Below are 16,140 nucleotides of genomic sequence, written 5' to 3'. Positions count from 1 at the left end.
CCCATCCCGTGACGGAAGGCACCACCACCGCCGCCGCCGAGGGTGCAGACACCCTCACCCGCCTGGAGCAGGAGGGTGAGATCGCTGCGGACTACCTCGAGGGTCTGCTGGACATCGCCGATCTCGACGGCGACATCGACATGGACGTGGAGGCCGACCGCGCCTCCGTCTCGATCATCAGCGACGCGCAGGGCCGCGATCTGCAGAAGCTGGTCGGCCGGGACGGCGAGGTGCTGGAGGCCCTGCAGGAGCTGACGCGCCTGGCCGTGCACCGCGAGACCGGTGACCGCAGCCGGCTGATGCTGGACATCGCGGGCTACCGGGCGCAGAAGCGCACCGAGCTGGCCGAGCTGGGCGCCAAGGCGGCCGCCGAGGTCAAGAGCACCGGCGAGCCGGTCAAGCTCAAGCCGATGACCCCGTTCGAGCGCAAGGTCGTCCACGACGCGATCAAGGGCGCGGGACTGCGCAGCGAGTCCGAGGGCGAGGAGCCCCAGCGGTTCGTCGTCGTGCTGCCCGCCTGATCGGCCCCATGGTTTCATCGGCCCCGTCTGACCAACAGACGGGGCCGAACTTTGTCAGCCTGGTAGTTCTGAGTGCCGGTGCCTGAAGCACCGGCGCGGTACGGAAGGACGGTCCCCGTGACGGAGGCAGCGGAGCTTCCCCCCGCGCCCGAAGAGGCGCGGGAAGTGTTTGGCGATCGCTTCGATGACGCGGTCCGCTATGCGGAGCTGCTGGCCGAGGCAGGCGTCCAGCGTGGCCTGATCGGCCCGCGAGAGGTACCGCGGCTGTGGGAGCGGCACCTGCTGAACTGCGCGGTGCTCTCCGAGGCCGTCCCCGAGGGGGTGACGGTGTGCGATGTCGGCTCGGGTGCGGGACTGCCGGGCATTCCGCTGGCCCTGGTCCGGGACGACCTCAACATCACCCTGCTGGAGCCCCTGCTGCGGCGCACCACGTTCCTCACCGAGGTCGTGGAGCTGCTGGGCCTGGACCACGTCACGGTGGTCCGCGGGCGCGCTGAGGAGATGCTGGGCAAGGTGCCGCCGGTCCACGTGGTGACCGCGCGAGCCGTGGCTCCGCTGGATCGCCTGGCCACCTGGGGCATCCCGCTGCTGCGGCCCTACGGCGAGATGCTGGCGCTCAAGGGCGACACCGCCGAGGAGGAGCTGAAGGCGGCGTCCACCGCGCTCAGCAAGCTCGGCGCGGTCTCCACGTCTGTGCTCCAGGTCGGCGAAGGCGTGGTGGACCCGCCGTCCACCGTGGTCCGGGTGGAGGTCGGGGAGAGCCCCGGCGGTGTCCGTTTCGCCGCGAAGCGCGCCAAGGCGGCCCGGACGAGCCGGACGCGGCGACGCCGCTGAGCCGCAGGCCCGTGCCCCCGGGGCTGTCGAGCCCGGGGCTCTTCAGCGCTGAGAGTGCGTCCCTGGCCGAGGCCGGGGGCGCATTTTTCTTTCCCGGCCGGGCTAGTCGGCAGGCTGGGACGGAGTGTCGCAGAGCACCGGTCGTCGTGGCTGTGCATCGTGTTTCACGTGAAACGTCGCTCCTTGCTGCACGGCATCATCAGCCGCGGTCGCGCCGCGGCAGAACCCCTCGACCGGCGACCTCTTGGTTCACTCGGAGGGGTTCCGAAGTTGTCCACAGAGGTGGACTTCTCCACAGAAGGACAGGGCTCACTGGTTCACGCCCCCGAAGGCATGGGAGGCTCTGTTCATTGCGAGCCTGTAGTCGAGGAGAGTGAATCCTTGCGGTCCGACGCCAACATCGCGGGACCGATGACCGATCCGGTCCCCGGTCCCCGTACCGAATCGAGGGGGACGGATGTTTCACGTGAAACACCGCCTCCGATGGACGACACTCCCATCGGTCGTGCGGCCCAAGTGGCGGTCGACGCCCTGGGCCGTGCTGCGGAAGGCATGCCGAGGCCGGAGCAGACCCGAGTCATCGTGGTCGCCAACCAGAAGGGCGGCGTCGGCAAGACCACGACGACCGTCAATCTGGCCGCCTCCCTCGCGCTGCACGGCGGCCGGGTCCTGGTGATCGACCTCGACCCGCAGGGGAACGCCTCCACCGCACTGGGGATCGACCACCACGCGGAAGTCCCCTCCATCTATGACGTGCTGGTGGACAGCCGGCCCCTGGCCGAGGTCGTCCAGCCCGTCCCCGATGTCGAGGGCCTCTTCTGTGCTCCCGCCACGATCGACCTCGCGGGCGCGGAGATCGAGCTGGTCTCCCTGGTGGCCCGTGAGAGCCGGCTGGAGCGCGCCATCCAGGCATACGAGCAGCCGTTGGACTACATCCTCATCGACTGCCCGCCGTCGCTGGGCCTGTTGACGGTCAACGCACTGGTGGCCGGCCAGGAAGTCCTCATCCCGATCCAGTGCGAGTACTACGCGCTGGAGGGCCTGGGCCAACTCCTGCGCAATGTGGACCTGGTGCGCGGTCACCTCAACCAGTCCCTGCATGTGTCGACGATCCTGCTCACCATGTACGACGGCCGGACCCGCCTCGCCTCGCAGGTCGCGGAAGAGGTGCGCACCCACTTCGGCGACGAGGTACTGCGGACGAGCATTCCCCGCTCGGTCCGTATTTCCGAGGCGCCGAGCTATGGGCAGACGGTACTGACCTACGATCCAGGATCGAGCGGTGCGCTCTCCTATCTCGAGGCGGCCCGAGAGATCGCGCTGAGGGGCGTGGGGGTCAGCTATGACCCGACCCAGGCCCACCTCGGCACCCAGAACGACCCGAACATGGTGGAGGGGACGCAGTGAGTGATCGACGAAGGGGGCTGGGCCGAGGACTTGGCGCACTGATCCCCGCAGCACCGACCGAGAAGATCCCGGCTTCGGCCGTGCTGGGTGGCGGTTCGTCCGCCGGTTCGGCATCGGGTCCGGCTCTGTCGCCCGACCGCAGGCCCACCGGCATCGGCCGGGGCGGCGCCCTGTCGTCGGCGCCCCAGGAGCCGGAGGCGGCCCCGGCAAGCCCGGCCGACGAGCGCCCGGCGCCGCCCGCCGGCGCCTACTTCGCCGAGCTGCCGCTCGAGTCCATCACGCCGAACCCGCGCCAGCCGCGCGAGGTCTTCGACGAGGACGCGCTGAACGAACTGGTCGTCTCCATCAAGGAGGTCGGCCTGCTCCAGCCCGTCGTCGTACGAGAACTGGGCGACGGCCGCTACGAACTGATCATGGGTGAGCGCCGGCTGCGCGCCAGCCGTGAGGCGGAGCTGGAGTCCATTCCGGCGATCGTCCGTGCCACGGACGACGAGAAGCTGCTGCTGGACGCCCTGCTGGAGAACCTGCACCGCGCGCAGTTGAACCCGCTGGAAGAGGCGCACGCCTACGACCAGTTGCTCAAGGACTTCAACTGCACGCACGACCAGCTGGCCGACCGCATCGGGCGCTCCCGGCCGCAGATCTCCAACACCCTGCGGCTGCTGAAGCTTTCGGCGACCGTGCAGAAGAGGGTCGCCGCGGGTGTGCTCTCGGCCGGTCACGCGCGAGCACTGCTGTCGGTGGAGGACTCCGAGGAGCAGGACCGGCTGGCGCACCGCATCGTGGCCGAGGGGCTGTCGGTGCGGGCGGTCGAGGAGATCGTGACGCTGATGGGCTCGCGTCCCCAGCGGGCCCAGCGAGCCAAGGGTCCTCGCGCCGGTGCTCTGGTCTCCCCGGCGCTGAGTGATCTGGCGACGCGGCTCTCCGACCGGTTCGAGACCCGGGTGAAGGTCGACCTCGGTCAGAAGAAGGGCAAGATCACCGTCGAGTTCGCCTCGGTGGATGATCTGGAGCGCATCCTCGGCACGCTGGCTCCGGGTGAGGGGCCGATCCTGCCGAAGGGTCTCCAGGAGGACGACTCCCAGGAGTAGCGCTACCTCGGGGCGTCCTCCGCATCGCCGCAGGGGCGGACCGTGTCCGGTGTGTACCGGAACACGGTCCGCTCTTTGCTTTGCGCCGGTATCCCCGCAATCGCATCGTGGATACGATGCGAGCTGATGTGACCCGGCGAAGGAAGCGAGGAGCGTCTTTCATGGGGCGTCGGCTCGTACCGCTCACGCTGGACAACCTCAAGGATCTGCCCCAGCGGTGCCGCTCCTGCGTCTTCTGGGAACTGGACCCGGTCACCGCCGAAGCCGCCGTGCGCGAGGGCACCGCGGAGGGGGAGAAGGAGTCCTGGATCTCCGCCGTCCTGCTGGACTGGGGCTCCTGCGGCCGCGTCGCCTATGTCGACGACGTACCGGTCGGCTTCGTGCTCTACGCCCCGGCGGCCTACGTTCCACGGGCGACGGCGTTCCCCACGAGCCCGGTCTCCCCGGACGCCGTTCAGCTCATCACGTCGTTCATCATGCCTGGCTACCAGGGGCAAGGGCTGGGCCGGATGCTGGTCCAGGCGGTCGCCAAGGATCTGCTGCGCCGGAACTTCAAGGCCGTCGAGGCGTTCGGGGACACTCGCTGGAAAGAGCCCGCCTGTCTGCTACCGGCCGACCATCTCCTCGCCGTCGGTTTCAAGACGGTGCGCCAGCACTCCCGCCACCCCCGTCTCCGTCTGGAACTGCGGTCGACGCTGTCCTGGAAGGAAGACGTGGAGATGGCCCTCGACCGGTTGCTGGGCGCGGTGCACAAGGAGCCGGCGCTACGGCCGTTGTGACGACCGGCGCGCACTTCAGACTCCAGGCATGACGAAGGGGCCGACCCGAGTGGGCCGGCCCCTTTCGTGAGCCGTGTTTCACGTGAAACGTCAGCCGGTGATGAAGTCGTCCAGGTCGCGGACGAGCGCCGCCTTCGGCTTGGCGCCGACGATCGTCTTGACGACCTCGCCGCCCTGGTAGACGTTCAGCGTCGGGATGGACATGACGCCGTACTTGGCAGCCGTGGCCGGGTTCTCGTCGATGTTCAGCTTGACGATCTGGATCTTGTCGCCGTGCTCGGCGGCGATGGCCTCCAAGGACGGAGCGATCTGGCGGCACGGGCCGCACCACTCGGCCCAGAAGTCCACCAGGACGGGCTTGTCACTCTTGAGGACGTCCTGGTCGAAGGATTCGTCAGTCGTTTTCTTCACGGTGCCGGCCACAGCGGGCTCCTCACTTGATCATTCGGTGGGGGAAAAGGGGTAAGTCAGACGGCGGTCTTCTCGGGCTCGGCGTGGCCGCCCTCGTCCAGCAGGGACGCGAGGTAGCGCTCGGCGTCCAGTGCCGAGGCACAACCCGTACCGGCCGCGGTGATCGCCTGGCGGTAGGTGTGGTCGACCACGTCACCCGCGGCGAAGACGCCGGGCAGGTTGGTCCGGGTGGAGGGCGCCTCGACCTTGAGGTAGCCCTCCGCGTCCAGATCGAGCTGGCCCTTGAACAGCTCGGTGCGCGGGTCATGGCCGATGGCGATGAACAGACCCGTGACGGGCAGGTCGGACAGCTCGCCGGTCTTGAGGTTGCGCAGCTTCAGCCCGGTGAGCTTCTGCTCGCCCAGGATCTCGACGACCTCGCTGTCCCAGGCGAACTTGATCTTCGGGTCGTTGAAGGCGCGCTCCTGCATCGCCTTGGAGGCGCGCAGGGTGTCCCGGCGGTGGATGATCGTCACGGACCTGGCGAACCGGGAGAGGAAGGTCGCCTCCTCCATCGCGGTGTCGCCGCCGCCGATGACGGCGATGTCCTGGTCCCGGAAGAAGAAGCCGTCACAGGTGGCGCACCACGAGACGCCACGGCCGGACAGCGCGTCCTCGTTGGGCAGCGCGAGCTTGCGGTGCTGGGAGCCGGTGGCGACGATGACGGCCTTGGCCCGGTGGACGGTGCCCGCGGTGTCGGTGACGGTCTTCACATCGCCGGTCAGGTCGACGGAGACGATGTCGTCCGGCAGCAGCTCGGCGCCGAAGCGCTCGGCCTGTGCCCGCATGTTGTCCATCAGCTCGGGGCCCATGATGCCGTTGGGGAAGCCCGGAAAGTTCTCCACCTCGGTGGTGTTCATCAGCGCGCCACCGGCGGTGACGGCACCCTCGAACACCAGGGGCTTCAGGGAGGCACGCGCGGTGTACAGCGCCGCCGTGTAGCCCGCGGGCCCGGAGCCGATGATGATCACATTACGGACGTCGCTCACGGCTTGGTTCCTCGTCTCTGGTCTGTGTCGGCCGACCGGTGGGAGCCCCTGCCGGGACTCTCACACCACCCAACCGATCCTAAGGGGCGCACATTCCCCTGATGTCCGGCCACGCGACGGCTCACACGGTACGGGCGAGGAGAGGTGCGCGGAGACGGGGTCCGCGCCGCTTCAAGAACGGACGAGACTCTGCTTCAGGAGCACACTCCCGGCGGCGGCGGTCCGCTTGGACGTACAGGACGCGTCGACCACATAGGCCGTGACGCGCTTGCTGTCGGCCTGGTCGGGCACCACCACGAGGTAGGCGCTCTTGTCGGCGTAGGTACCGCTCTTCGCCCCCAGAACCGTTTCACCGGAGTGGAGCGCCCGGCGGACACAGTCCGGCACCGGTACCTCGGTCTGGATCAACGTGTTCGCGCTCTGCGTAGGCCCCGAGGGCGCGAGGCCCGTCTCGGCGTCCTGCTGCGGGTGCTGGCTGCCTCGCTCCAGTCCTTTCCTGGCGGTGAGCAGATCCGACACCTGGCTTTTGACGCTGGCCCCGGAGAACGTACCGACGGCCGACGCGGCCGTGCTCTGCGCCGCCTTGTCGGACGCGTTGTTGCCGAGGGACTGCATGAGCAGAGAGCCGGCCCCGAGGACGGCAGCGGTGAGTACGGCGCCCAACGCGGCTGTCCGGCGACGGCTACGGGAGCGCTCTTTCCGGCCGGGACCAGTGCTGGCGCGGGAGAGCGTGCCGGGGCGATCCGGTGGGGTCGGTGTTTCACGTGAAACATGACGGCCGGGGCTCACGGCATCCGTCCGCTCGGTCCGGCCCGCGGCCTCGGCGGCCAAGGCGGCGTCGATCCGGTCCGCGATGTCCACGGGCATCGGGGGTGCATCCGGGACGTCACCCAACAAGCCCTGGATCTCCGTCAGCGCGGCATGGACCTCGGCGCACTCCTCACAGCCCTCCAGGTGGCGCCGCAGCTCCGTGCTGCGGGACGGCGGGAGGAGTCCCTCGGCCAGGTCGGAGATCTCGGCGACGTCCGGATGCCCGGTCGTGTCCGTCGAGGACGTCATGCTCGCCCACCTCCGCCCTTCACGACGGCTGAACCATTCGGCCCGGAGTCTTCGGTTGCCTCGCCCGCAGATCCTGTCGGAGGTGGGACGGATGCCCCCTGCACCCGGTTCCGTCCCGCCACGGGTTCTTTTCCACCGTCACCCGAAGCGCCCGGCCGCAGGTGGGTGAGCAGGGGGAGGAGTCTGGCCCGGCCTCGTGCGCAACGGCTCTTCACCGTCCCGGTGGGCACGTCCAGGACGCGCGCGGCCTCGGCGACGGGGTAGCCCTGCATGTCCACCAGGACCAGCGCGGCCCGCTGTTCCGCGGGAAGGGTGCCGAGAGCCTCCAGGAGCTGGCGGTGGAGGTCGTTGCGCTCGGCCGGGGCCGCGGCGGACTCGTGCGGTTCCAGGAGCTGTTCCAGCCGCTCGGGGTCGTCGACGGGCGCGGTCTTCCGCGAGGCCGCCTTGCGGATGCGGTCCAGACAGGCGTTCACCGTGATGCGGTGCAGCCAGGTGGTGACGGCCGACTGCCCCCGGAAGGTGTGCGCGGCCCGGTACGCCGACACCAGCGCGTCCTGCACCGCGTCGGCGGCCTCCTCCCGGTCCCCCAGCGTCCGCAGCGCAACGGCCCAGAGCCGGTCCCGGTGCCTCCGCACGATCTCGCCGAAGGCATCGGGATCACCCTGCACATGACGGGCGAGCAGATCCTCGTCCCGCACCTCGCCGTACCGACTGGCGCCTGCCATCGTCCCCCTCCGCGTCGGACGGGATGTCAGCCCGTGAAATGGACTTCGGTGATGGCCTGCTTGTAGCCCGCCTGCGAGTAGGTGGCCGCGTCGTAGCCGGACATGGGAACGGCCGTCAGCCAGACCAGGACGTACCGCGCCTTCACCGGCTTGCTCGGCTTCACCGTGGCGGTGGTGGTCGTGGTGGTGCTGCTGCCGGCCTTGTGCATCGAGTCCAGCGACACGGGTGCCGAGTCGGAGGTGTAGAGATCGACCGTGGTGTGGTCCCCGGGGTAGCGCAGTCCGATCGTGGCGGCGTCCAAGTCCGTTGCCGAGCCGAGGTCGTAGACGATGCCCACGCCGGGCTTCAGCGGGGCGATCTGGGGGCCGGCGTTGAAGGACTTGGTCCGCCAGGCCGTCGATGTGTCGCCGTCGTAGGTCTTGGCGACGTCGTCCGGGTGCTGGGCGCCACCCACGGCGACGAACTCCTGGGCACTCTGGATCTTCACCGGCTTCGGCGCCGCCTTGGCAGCGCCCTTGTCGCCGTCGTCCTGCGTCTGCGTGGTGTTGGTGTCGTCGGAGTTCTTGCCGCGGTCCATCAGGGCGTCCGCGAGCTGCCAGCTTCCGAGGCCGAGCGCGGCGATGAGGAGGGCGGAGACCGCCCACTTCAGGGCCTTGCCGGTGCGGCTCTGCAGCGGGGCCGGCGGAGGCACGACGGGCCGGGTGCCACCCCCGTGCGACGAGGGGCGTCCGTAGGTGCCCTGCTGGTAGGTCGTGCGCTGGTACTCCGGCGGGCCGCTGAAGGCGGGCTCCGGCGGCCGCACGCGCGGCATCTCACCGATCGCCTTGACCAGCTCCTCCGGCGTGGTGCACGCGGCCTCGTGCCGGGAGGCCGTGGCGCCGTCATTGACGAGCGCGCGCATCGCCAGCTCGGACAGCCCCCGGTGGACTCCGGCCCGCACCTGGTCCGGCGCGATGAGGCCGATGTCCTTGGGCAGGCCGGCCAGGCCGTACGCGTCGCTCTCGTAGGGCCAGCGCTGGGTCAGCGCCGCGTACAGCAGGGCGCCGATCGCCTCGGTGTCGGTGCGCTGCGGGGTGTCGGAGCCGACACCCCGCAGGGCGGCGTTCACGGCGAGACCGCGGATGCGCCACTGTCCGGAGGAGGTGCGCAGGACAGCGTTCGGGTTCAGCCGCAGATGGGCGAGGCCCTCACGGTGGGAGGCGGCCATGGCGGCCGCCACCTGAGTGACCATCTGGTAGGCGTCGTGCGGCTCCAGCGGGCCGGCAGCGAGCAGCGCGGTCAGCTCGGTGGCGTCGGGCAGCCACTCGTGGACCACGTAGACGAGGTCGTTCTCCTCGACCGCGTCGAGGACCTGGACGAAGCGCGGGTCGCCGAGCAGTGCCGCCGAACGGGCGGCTGCCAGCACGGCACGGGCGCGTACGTGGTCGGCGGGCAGGATGTGCACACCGACGGCACGGCGCAGTTTCTCGTCGACCGCACGCCAACTGCTGAATCCGTCCAGACGGGTGACGCACTCCTCCAGGCGGTAGCGCTTGGCGAGCTTGTGACCGCTGTGCAACTCGGTGGGCGAGGACGCCCTGCCGGACTCCTCCGCGCCGCCTCTCCCCTGCGTCTGGTCGATGTCCGTGTCCCGCTCCGGGTTCTTGGCCACCCCGTCGGCCGTGGCCTGATCCGCCTTGGCGGTCAGCGGCTCGTCACCGCTGTTGTCTGCCACGTCGACGGCAGCCGTGCTGCGTTCCGCCACCGTCGTCCCTGCCTCCCCATCCGTTGCACGCTGTCCGACGCCGAAACCAATTGTGCCCATAGTCCGCCGCTATGCACGACACGCAGAGGGGGACGATGGTTGTGCGACTACCCCGGCCTCATCGCCCCAGACGCCCGCGCACCATGCCGACGAGCGAGTTGAGCTCGTCGATCCGCATGCGGCGCGCCGCCACGAAGAAGACTCCGAGCAGTACCGCCCCACCTGCCACCAGGGCCACGAGGGAGCCGAAGACGCCCTGCCCGAGGGAGTGGCCGATGCCGTAGCAGGCCGCGCCGCTGAGCAGTGCCGCCGGGACCGAGGCGATCGCCAGGCGGGCGTACGTCCGCAGCACCCGGGAGCCGTCGAGATCGCCGCCCAGCCGCTTGCGCAGCCGGCGCCAGGCGACACCGACGCCGATGGCGTAGGAGAGGCCGTACGCGGCCGCCATGCCCGCCACCGCCCAGCGGGACGGCAGCAGGAAGTAGCAGAGCGCGGAGGCGCCCGCGTTGACCGCCGCCACGATGACCGTGTTGTAGAAGGGGGTGCGGGTGTCCTCGTACGCGTAGAAGGCGCGCAGGACGACGTACTGCACCGAGTACGGGATCAGGCCGAGGCCGAAGGCCATCAGCATGAAGCCCATGTTGGTGGCCGAGCCGATGCCGGAGGAGCCGAAGATCAGCGTGCACATCGGGATGCCGAGCGAGACGAAACCGAAGGCGATGGGCACGATGGCCACCGCCGTGGTCCGCAGGCCCTGCGAGATGTCGTCGCGGACGGCCCCGCCGTCGCCCTCGGCGGCCGAGCGCGACAGACGCGGCAGCAGGGCGGCCATCAGGGACACGGTGATGATGGCCTGCGGCAGACCCCAGATGAGCTGGGCGTTGGCGTAGGCGGCGAAGCCGGTGCCCTTGACCCCGGAGTCCTTGCCGGCGGCGGTGGAGAGCTGGGTGACCACCATGGCGCCCGCCTGGTTGGCGAGCACGAACAGCACCGTCCACTTGGCGAGCATCGCGGCCTTGCCCAGGCCGTGTCCCCGCCAGTCGAACCGGAGCCGGATACGGAAACCGGTCTCGCGCAGGTACGGGATCATCGCCAGGGCCTGCACCACGAGGCCGAGCAGAATGCCGATACCGAGGAGCCGCTGGCCCTCCGGCGGGATGTTGTAGACCGTCATGTGGGAGTCGGCCGCGGAGCCGTAGACCCACAGGAACATGCCGAGCGTCACGATGATGACGATGTTGTTCAGGACCGGGGTCCACATCATCGCGCCGAACTTGCCGCGCGCGTTGAGGATCTGACCCATCACCACGTGGATGCCCATGAAGAAGATCGAGGGCAGGAAGTAGCGGGTGAAGGTGACCGCGACCTGGTTGGCCGCCGGTTCGGAGGCGATCGGGTCGGACAGCACCCGCACCAGATACGGCGCGCCGAGCATCGTCAGCGCGGTCAGCGCGGCGAGCGCGACCATGACGAGGGTCAGGAGGCGGTTGGCGAAGGATTCGCCGCCGTCCTCGTCCTCCTTCATCGACCGCACGAGCTGGGGCACGAAGACCGAGTTGAGGCCGCCGCCGACGGTCAGGATGTAGATCATCGTGGGCAGCTGGTAGGCGACCTGGAAGGAGTCGCCGAGGACACCGAGGCCCAGTGCCGCGACGATCATCGCGGAGCGGACGAAACCGGTGAGGCGCGACACCATCGTGCCCGCGGCCATGACGGCGCTGGAGCTGAGCAGCCCGGAGGCGCGCCCCTTCGCCGGGGCGGGAGCCGGCGGGGCCGGGGTCTCCGCGGGACCGGAAGGACCGGCGGGGGCGGGGACAGGCGGTTGCAGGGGGTTCCCGGAGGCCGCCTGGTACGGGCTTCCGCCGCCGCCCTGGTGCGCGGGGCTGTGGGCGTGGGGCGGCGGGTAGGAGCCGCCGCCCTGGGCCGTGTGGGCGGAACCGGTGGCGCCGCTGTGCTGCTGGTCCCGCAGGAGGTGCGCGAAGGCGTCCGGCTCGTGGTACTCCTCGCCGGAGTGCGAGACCAGGTCGTCCACACCCACGAACTGGGTGGTGCGCGGGTGGTCGCCGTACGGAAGGTGCTGGGTGGCGTCGCCCTCCGGTTCGGGCGCCGGGGTCTTGGCCCACACGCGCGGGTCGGGGGAGTAAGAGGACTGCGACGGCGGGGCGTAGAGCGGCTGGCGCGGCTCGTAGCTGCCCGGAGGGGGCGGCGGGTGCGCGGCGCGGTCGTAGAGCGCCTCGGCGACCGGGTCCTGGGCGGAGAGGTCTCGCGCCCGGTACGGGTCCTGGTCGTAGGCGTCCTGCAGGTACATGTCCGCCGCGGGCTGCGGCGGCTCGTGGCCGGGCTCGGGCGGGGTCTCGGGACCGTGGCCCGAGTCGGCGGCGTCCCGGCCGCGGTCACCGTCGTACGGCGCGTTCATGGTTACCCCACCTCATCGTCCCTGGCCACACGGGCCGCGGCGTCGCTCAACGGTCCACTCTCTCACCCGTGCCGGACGGGTCGGCGCTTTCCGGTGCGGTGTCCGGCGCAGGGTCACCCGGCTGGTCCGGCCCGGCTGCCCCGGCGGGGGAACCGGACTCCTCGGGAAGACGGTCCCCGGCGTCGTCCGGGTTCCCGGAGTCCGCCTCCGCCTCGTCCGGGCCCTCCTGGCCGGCCTGGCGGGCGGCCGCGCGCTTGCGCTGGGTGTACATCCTGAAGCCGGCGAGGACCAGCAGCAGCACCCCGCCGCCGATCACCAGCATGACGGTGGGCGTGACCTCGGTGACCTTCACGTCGAAGCTGACGGGGTCGCCGTACTCCTGGCCGTCCTCGGTGTAGAGCTGGGCGAGGACGGTGGCCCGGCCGTTGGCGTTGGCCGAGGTGGTGAACTTCACCGACTGGCTGTGGCCACCCGAGACCTCGACGGGCTGCTCGTCGTACGCCTTGCCGCCGATCTTCAGCCGGGTCGGCTGGGTCGAGCTGAGCCGCAGGTACAGGTGGCCGACGGGCTGCACCAGGTTGTTCTGCACGGTCACCGGGATGGTGGCGCTGCGCCCGGAGAGCTTGGTCTCCGACTTGTCGATCAGCTTGACCTGGCCGCCGAGGTTGTCGAGATAGCTCAGCACGTCGGCGCGGAAGCCGTCCGCCTTGGCGGCCTGGCCGCGCCACGACGTGGACATCCCGCGGTTTATGGCCCGGCCGAAGGGCGTGACCACACGGGACTGGTCGGTGAGGATCACCTGGAAGTTGTCGAGCTTGTCCTGCGTGTCCGCGATCTGCTCGAAGGCGCTCCTCGGCAGTTCCCGCTTGCGCAGCGACGAGGGGTAGGCCGACGTGGAGGGGATGCGCGTGGTCGCGTCCGGGTCCGGCTTGGCGTTGGCGGCACCGGTGAGGGTGTCGGGCTGCGACCAGTTGCCGTCCTGGAGTGCCTTCACGGCGGTGGCCATCGCCTGCGCCTGGCTGGCGGTCGGCGTGCGCTGCGGGGCGACCACGAAGCTGCGCTGCTCGTCCTTCTGCACGTTCGCCTCAAGGCTCTGTGCGAGGAACTGCTGCACCGCGAGCGTGGAGGTGTCCGCCTTGGTGAGGTCGCCCTCGAAGGCCGTGGACATCCGTGCGTCGGCGACCACCGCCGTGGTGCCACCGCCGATGGGGCGGGCGGCGGACGGGGTGTAGGAGAGCCCGGCGGACTCCCGGAGACTGTCGCTGCTGGCGATCACCCGGTCCGCGCCGGCGGAGGTGGCCACCTTGATGATCGACGGGTCGACGGCGCCCTCGACCGGCCATGCGAAGTCGGTGGTCGGCGTCACGTGGAGGACGGTCTTCACCGTGAGGGCCGCGACGTCGGTGGCGTCCTTGAGGTGGCTGAGGGAACCGGTGACGCTGGTGCCGGTGTGGGCGAGCGAGGCGAGGTCGGGGTCGGCGAAGGGCAGCGCGACGACCTCCTTGCCCGTCACAGCCTTCTGGAGACCGGCCAGCCACTGCTTGGCGACGTCCTGGTTCTCGCGCGAGCCGGCCTTGCTGGTGCCGTCGGGCTGCTGGACCCGGTAGCCGTTGGCCATGGCGTCCACTGCGGCCAGCAGGTCCGGGTCGATCACCCAGGTGACGTCGAGGTCGCGGCCCAGGTCCATCATCTGCGCCAGGCGGCCGCCGGGGGCGATCTCCTTGGCCAGCTCGTCGTCCTGGAAGACGGGGGTCTGCCGTTCTCCGGCGCCCGTGCGGGCGGTCATGTGGACGGAGGAGATCAGCGGCCACATGATCGTCGTACGGCTCTTGGTGTCGGCCTCGGACGACTGCCAGGGCAGGAAGGTCCGCTCGATGCCGAGCATCTGGTCCCAGGGCCGCGCCGAGGTCTTGCCGGACACGGAGACGCCGAACGAGTAGACGCCGTCCTTGCCGAGGTCCAGCTCGTCCACGGGCACGGAGATGCTGAAGTGCTCGGCGACGCCCGGAACCAGCTTGCTGAACTTCTCCGTGTACTTGCCGCCGACCTCGTCGCCGGTACCGGCGCGGAGATCGTCGGGGTGCTGGGCGATGCCGTCGATCGCGGAGCGGGTGTTCAGCAGGGGGCCCACCCGCAGGCCGACGTGGGCGCCGGTCACGGACTGCCTGCCGTTGTTGATCACGGTGCCGGACACGGTGAGCGTGTCGTCCTCGGTGGGCGCGCTGGGCGTCAGTGAGTCCAACGCCACGGACACCGAGTCCGCCGGCGCTGCCTGGGCGGGCTCGGCCGCGGTCAGCTGGAGCAGTCCGGCCAGCAGCGGTGCGCCCGCCAGCAGCGCTCCGGCGCGCCGCAGTCGGCGGCGGGCAGGAGAGGCACTGGGCCCCTGGATTTCAGCCGCGTCGGCCACGCGCTAGCCCGTCCCTCGTCGTCGTGATCAGTGGTCGTCGGAATGTGCGTCCCCGCATGGTAACGATGACCGCAGAGGCTGAGTGCCACGGACCGTTCCTCAAGATCGCCACGGAGCGGCTGCCTGCCCTCTATATCCATTAAGGAACGGAGAGCCGGTGTCTGCCGCTAGAGGAGCCCTTGTGGGGGTATGGCCGGGAGCCTCCGCGCCGGTCAAACGGGTGCGGTCCCGGGCGGCCGGGCCACGTACCCTCTTCTGTTGTGCCGAACCCCAACGATGACAATCCCGCTGCCCTCAGCCAGGTGCAGCAGCGCGCGGTGAGCGAGCTGCTGCGGGTGGCCCCCGTCGCCGACGACCTCGCCCGCCGTTTCAAGGAGGCCGGGTTCTCACTCGCCCTGGTCGGCGGCTCGGTCCGGGACGCGCTGCTCGGCCGGCTCGGGAACGACCTGGACTTCACGACCGACGCGCGCCCCGAGGACGTGCTGCGGATCGTCCGGCCCTGGGCGGACGCCGTCTGGGAGGTCGGGATCGCCTTCGGCACGGTGGGCGCCCAGAAGGACGGCTACCAGATCGAGGTCACCACCTACCGCTCCGAAGCGTACGACCGCACCTCCCGCAAGCCGGAGGTGTCGTACGGCGACTCCATCGACGAGGACCTGGTCCGGCGCGACTTCACGGTCAACGCTATGGCCGTGGCCCTGCCGGAGAAGGAGTTCATCGATCCGCACGGCGGTCTGGAGGACCTCGCGGCACGGGTGCTGCGTACGCCCGGCACGCCGGAGGAGTCCTTCTCCGACGATCCGCTGCGCATGATGCGGGCCGCCCGGTTCGCAGCCCAGCTCGACTTCGAGGTGGACCCGGCGGTCGTCACCGCGATGACCGAGATGTCCGCGCGGATCGAGATCGTGTCGGCCGAGCGGGTCCGGGACGAGCTGAACAAGCTGCTGCTCTCCGCGCACCCTCGCAAGGGCCTCACCCTGCTCGTCGACACCGGGCTCGCCGCCCATGTGCTGCCCGAGCTGCCGGCGCTGCGGCTGGAGCGTGACGAGCACCACCGCCACAAGGACGTCTACGACCACTCGCTGATCGTGCTGGAGCAGGCGATCGACCTGGAGGACAGCGGACCGGACCTCACCCTCCGGCTCGCCGCGCTGCTGCACGACATCGGCAAGCCCCGGACGCGGCGCTTCGAGCAGGATGGCCGGGTCTCCTTCCACCACCACGAGGTGGTCGGCGCCAAGATGACCAAGAAGCGCATGACGGCCCTGAAGTACTCCAACGACCTGGTGAAGGATGTCTCCCGCCTGGTCGAGCTGCACCTGCGCTTCCACGGCTACGGCACCGGGGAGTGGACGGACTCCGCGGTCCGGCGCTACGTCCGCGACGCGGGCCCGCTGCTGGACCGGCTGCACAAGCTGACCCGCTCCGACTGCACCACCCGGAACAAGCGCAAGGCGGCCACGCTGTCCCGCGCCTATGACGGGCTGGAGGCGCGCATCGCCGAGCTGCAGGAGAAGGAGGAGCTGGACTCCATCCGCCCCGACCTCGACGGCAACGAGATCATGACGATCCTCGGCGTCGGACCGGGCCCGGTCATCGGCCAGGCGTACAAGCACATGCTGGAGCTGCGCCTGGAGAACGGCCCGATGGAGCACGACGCCGCGGTCGCGGCCCTCAAGGAGTGGTGGGCGCAGCAGCAGAGCTGAATGCTTGCGAG

13 protein-coding genes are annotated in these 16,140 nt (G+C 70.2%); 6 read left to right on the top strand and 7 right to left on the bottom strand.

The genetic code is table 11. From position 1 onward, the window contains the following. Positions 1-8: 8 nt before the first annotated feature. The 5 genes from EV284_RS24790 (at position 9) to EV284_RS24770 (ending at position 4,632) form a co-directional block, all read left to right on the top strand. The gene (locus EV284_RS24790) at positions 9-521 is read left to right on the top strand and encodes a R3H domain-containing nucleic acid-binding protein (protein ID WP_130337856.1); all 513 of its coding nucleotides are present in this window, start codon (positions 9-11) and stop codon (positions 519-521) included. A 117-nt stretch (positions 522-638) separates the two neighbouring features. Next, positions 639-1,355 (top strand): 16S rRNA (guanine(527)-N(7))-methyltransferase RsmG, encoded by a 717-nt coding sequence (gene rsmG / locus EV284_RS24785; protein ID WP_130337854.1) that lies wholly within the window; start codon positions 639-641, stop codon positions 1,353-1,355. A 333-nt stretch (positions 1,356-1,688) separates the two neighbouring features. Beyond that, complete coding sequence (locus tag EV284_RS24780; protein WP_130337852.1) at positions 1,689-2,762, top strand: ParA family protein; 1,074 nt, start codon at positions 1,689-1,691, stop codon at positions 2,760-2,762. Next, entirely contained in the window at positions 2,759-3,853 is a 1,095-nt protein-coding gene (locus tag EV284_RS24775; RefSeq protein ID WP_130337850.1) for a ParB/RepB/Spo0J family partition protein, read from the top strand. Before EV284_RS24780 ends, EV284_RS24775 begins: the two co-directional genes overlap by 4 nt. A 161-nt stretch (positions 3,854-4,014) precedes the next feature. Then, on the top strand, positions 4,015-4,632 hold the full coding sequence (locus tag EV284_RS24770; RefSeq protein WP_130337848.1) for a GNAT family N-acetyltransferase: 618 nt from the start codon (positions 4,015-4,017) through the stop codon (positions 4,630-4,632). A gap of 90 nt (positions 4,633-4,722) precedes the next feature. On the opposite strand, the gene trxA is transcribed toward EV284_RS24770, so the two are convergent. From trxA to EV284_RS24735, 7 genes are all read right to left on the bottom strand, one after another. Further along, positions 4,723-5,055, bottom strand: a complete 333-nt coding sequence (gene trxA, locus EV284_RS24765) for a thioredoxin (RefSeq protein WP_130337846.1) — start codon at positions 5,053-5,055, stop codon at positions 4,723-4,725. 44 nt (positions 5,056-5,099) lie between these two features. Then, positions 5,100-6,071 carry a thioredoxin-disulfide reductase gene (gene trxB / locus EV284_RS24760; RefSeq protein WP_130337844.1) on the bottom strand — a complete coding sequence of 324 codons (972 nt, stop codon included), beginning with the start codon at positions 6,069-6,071 and terminating at the stop codon, positions 5,100-5,102. A 171-nt stretch (positions 6,072-6,242) separates the two neighbouring features. Then, entirely contained in the window at positions 6,243-7,130 is an 888-nt protein-coding gene (locus EV284_RS24755) for a zf-HC2 domain-containing protein (protein WP_130337842.1), read from the bottom strand. Further along, the gene (gene sigM / locus EV284_RS24750; RefSeq protein ID WP_130337840.1) at positions 7,127-7,855 is read right to left on the bottom strand and encodes an RNA polymerase sigma factor SigM; all 729 of its coding nucleotides are present in this window, start codon (positions 7,853-7,855) and stop codon (positions 7,127-7,129) included. Before sigM ends, EV284_RS24755 begins: the two co-directional genes overlap by 4 nt. A 26-nt stretch (positions 7,856-7,881) precedes the next feature. Beyond that, a complete protein-coding gene (locus EV284_RS24745) occupies positions 7,882-9,600 on the bottom strand; it encodes a protein kinase family protein (protein ID WP_130337838.1) in 1,719 nt (572 codons plus the stop codon). A gap of 118 nt (positions 9,601-9,718) precedes the next feature. Further along, positions 9,719-12,016 (bottom strand): murein biosynthesis integral membrane protein MurJ, encoded by a 2,298-nt coding sequence (gene murJ, locus EV284_RS24740; RefSeq protein ID WP_130337836.1) that lies wholly within the window; start codon positions 12,014-12,016, stop codon positions 9,719-9,721. 46 nt (positions 12,017-12,062) lie between these two features. Continuing rightward, positions 12,063-14,423, bottom strand: coding sequence for a DUF6049 family protein (locus EV284_RS24735; RefSeq protein ID WP_130337834.1), 2,361 nt, complete (start codon positions 14,421-14,423; stop codon positions 12,063-12,065). A gap of 260 nt (positions 14,424-14,683) precedes the next feature. Between EV284_RS24735 and EV284_RS24730 the strand changes: the two genes are divergently transcribed. After that, positions 14,684-16,129 carry a CCA tRNA nucleotidyltransferase gene (locus tag EV284_RS24730; protein WP_130337832.1) on the top strand — a complete coding sequence of 482 codons (1,446 nt, stop codon included), beginning with the start codon at positions 14,684-14,686 and terminating at the stop codon, positions 16,127-16,129. The last annotated feature ends 11 nt before the right edge of the window (positions 16,130-16,140 follow it).

Source organism: Streptomyces sp. BK022 (genome assembly GCF_004217355.1).
In the GTDB taxonomy this organism is placed as follows: domain Bacteria; phylum Actinomycetota; class Actinomycetes; order Streptomycetales; family Streptomycetaceae; genus Streptomyces; species Streptomyces griseoluteus.
The sequence above is the reverse complement of the archived record's forward strand: the minus strand, read 5'-3'. Positions and strand labels throughout refer to the sequence as shown.

Coding starts and splice junctions, on each gene's coding strand:
- EV284_RS24780 (WP_130337852.1), top strand. CDS start 1,689: ATGGGAGGCTCTGTTCATTGCGAGCCTGTAGTCGAGGAGAGTGAATCC.
- EV284_RS24770 (WP_130337848.1), top strand. CDS start 4,015: ATGGGGCGTCGGCTCGTACCGCTCACGCTGGACAACCTCAAGGATCTG.
- EV284_RS24755 (WP_130337842.1), bottom strand. CDS start 7,130: ATGACGTCCTCGACGGACACGACCGGGCATCCGGACGTCGCCGAGATC.
- sigM (WP_130337840.1), bottom strand. CDS start 7,855: ATGGCAGGCGCCAGTCGGTACGGCGAGGTGCGGGACGAGGATCTGCTC.
- murJ (WP_130337836.1), bottom strand. CDS start 12,016: ATGAACGCGCCGTACGACGGTGACCGCGGCCGGGACGCCGCCGACTCG.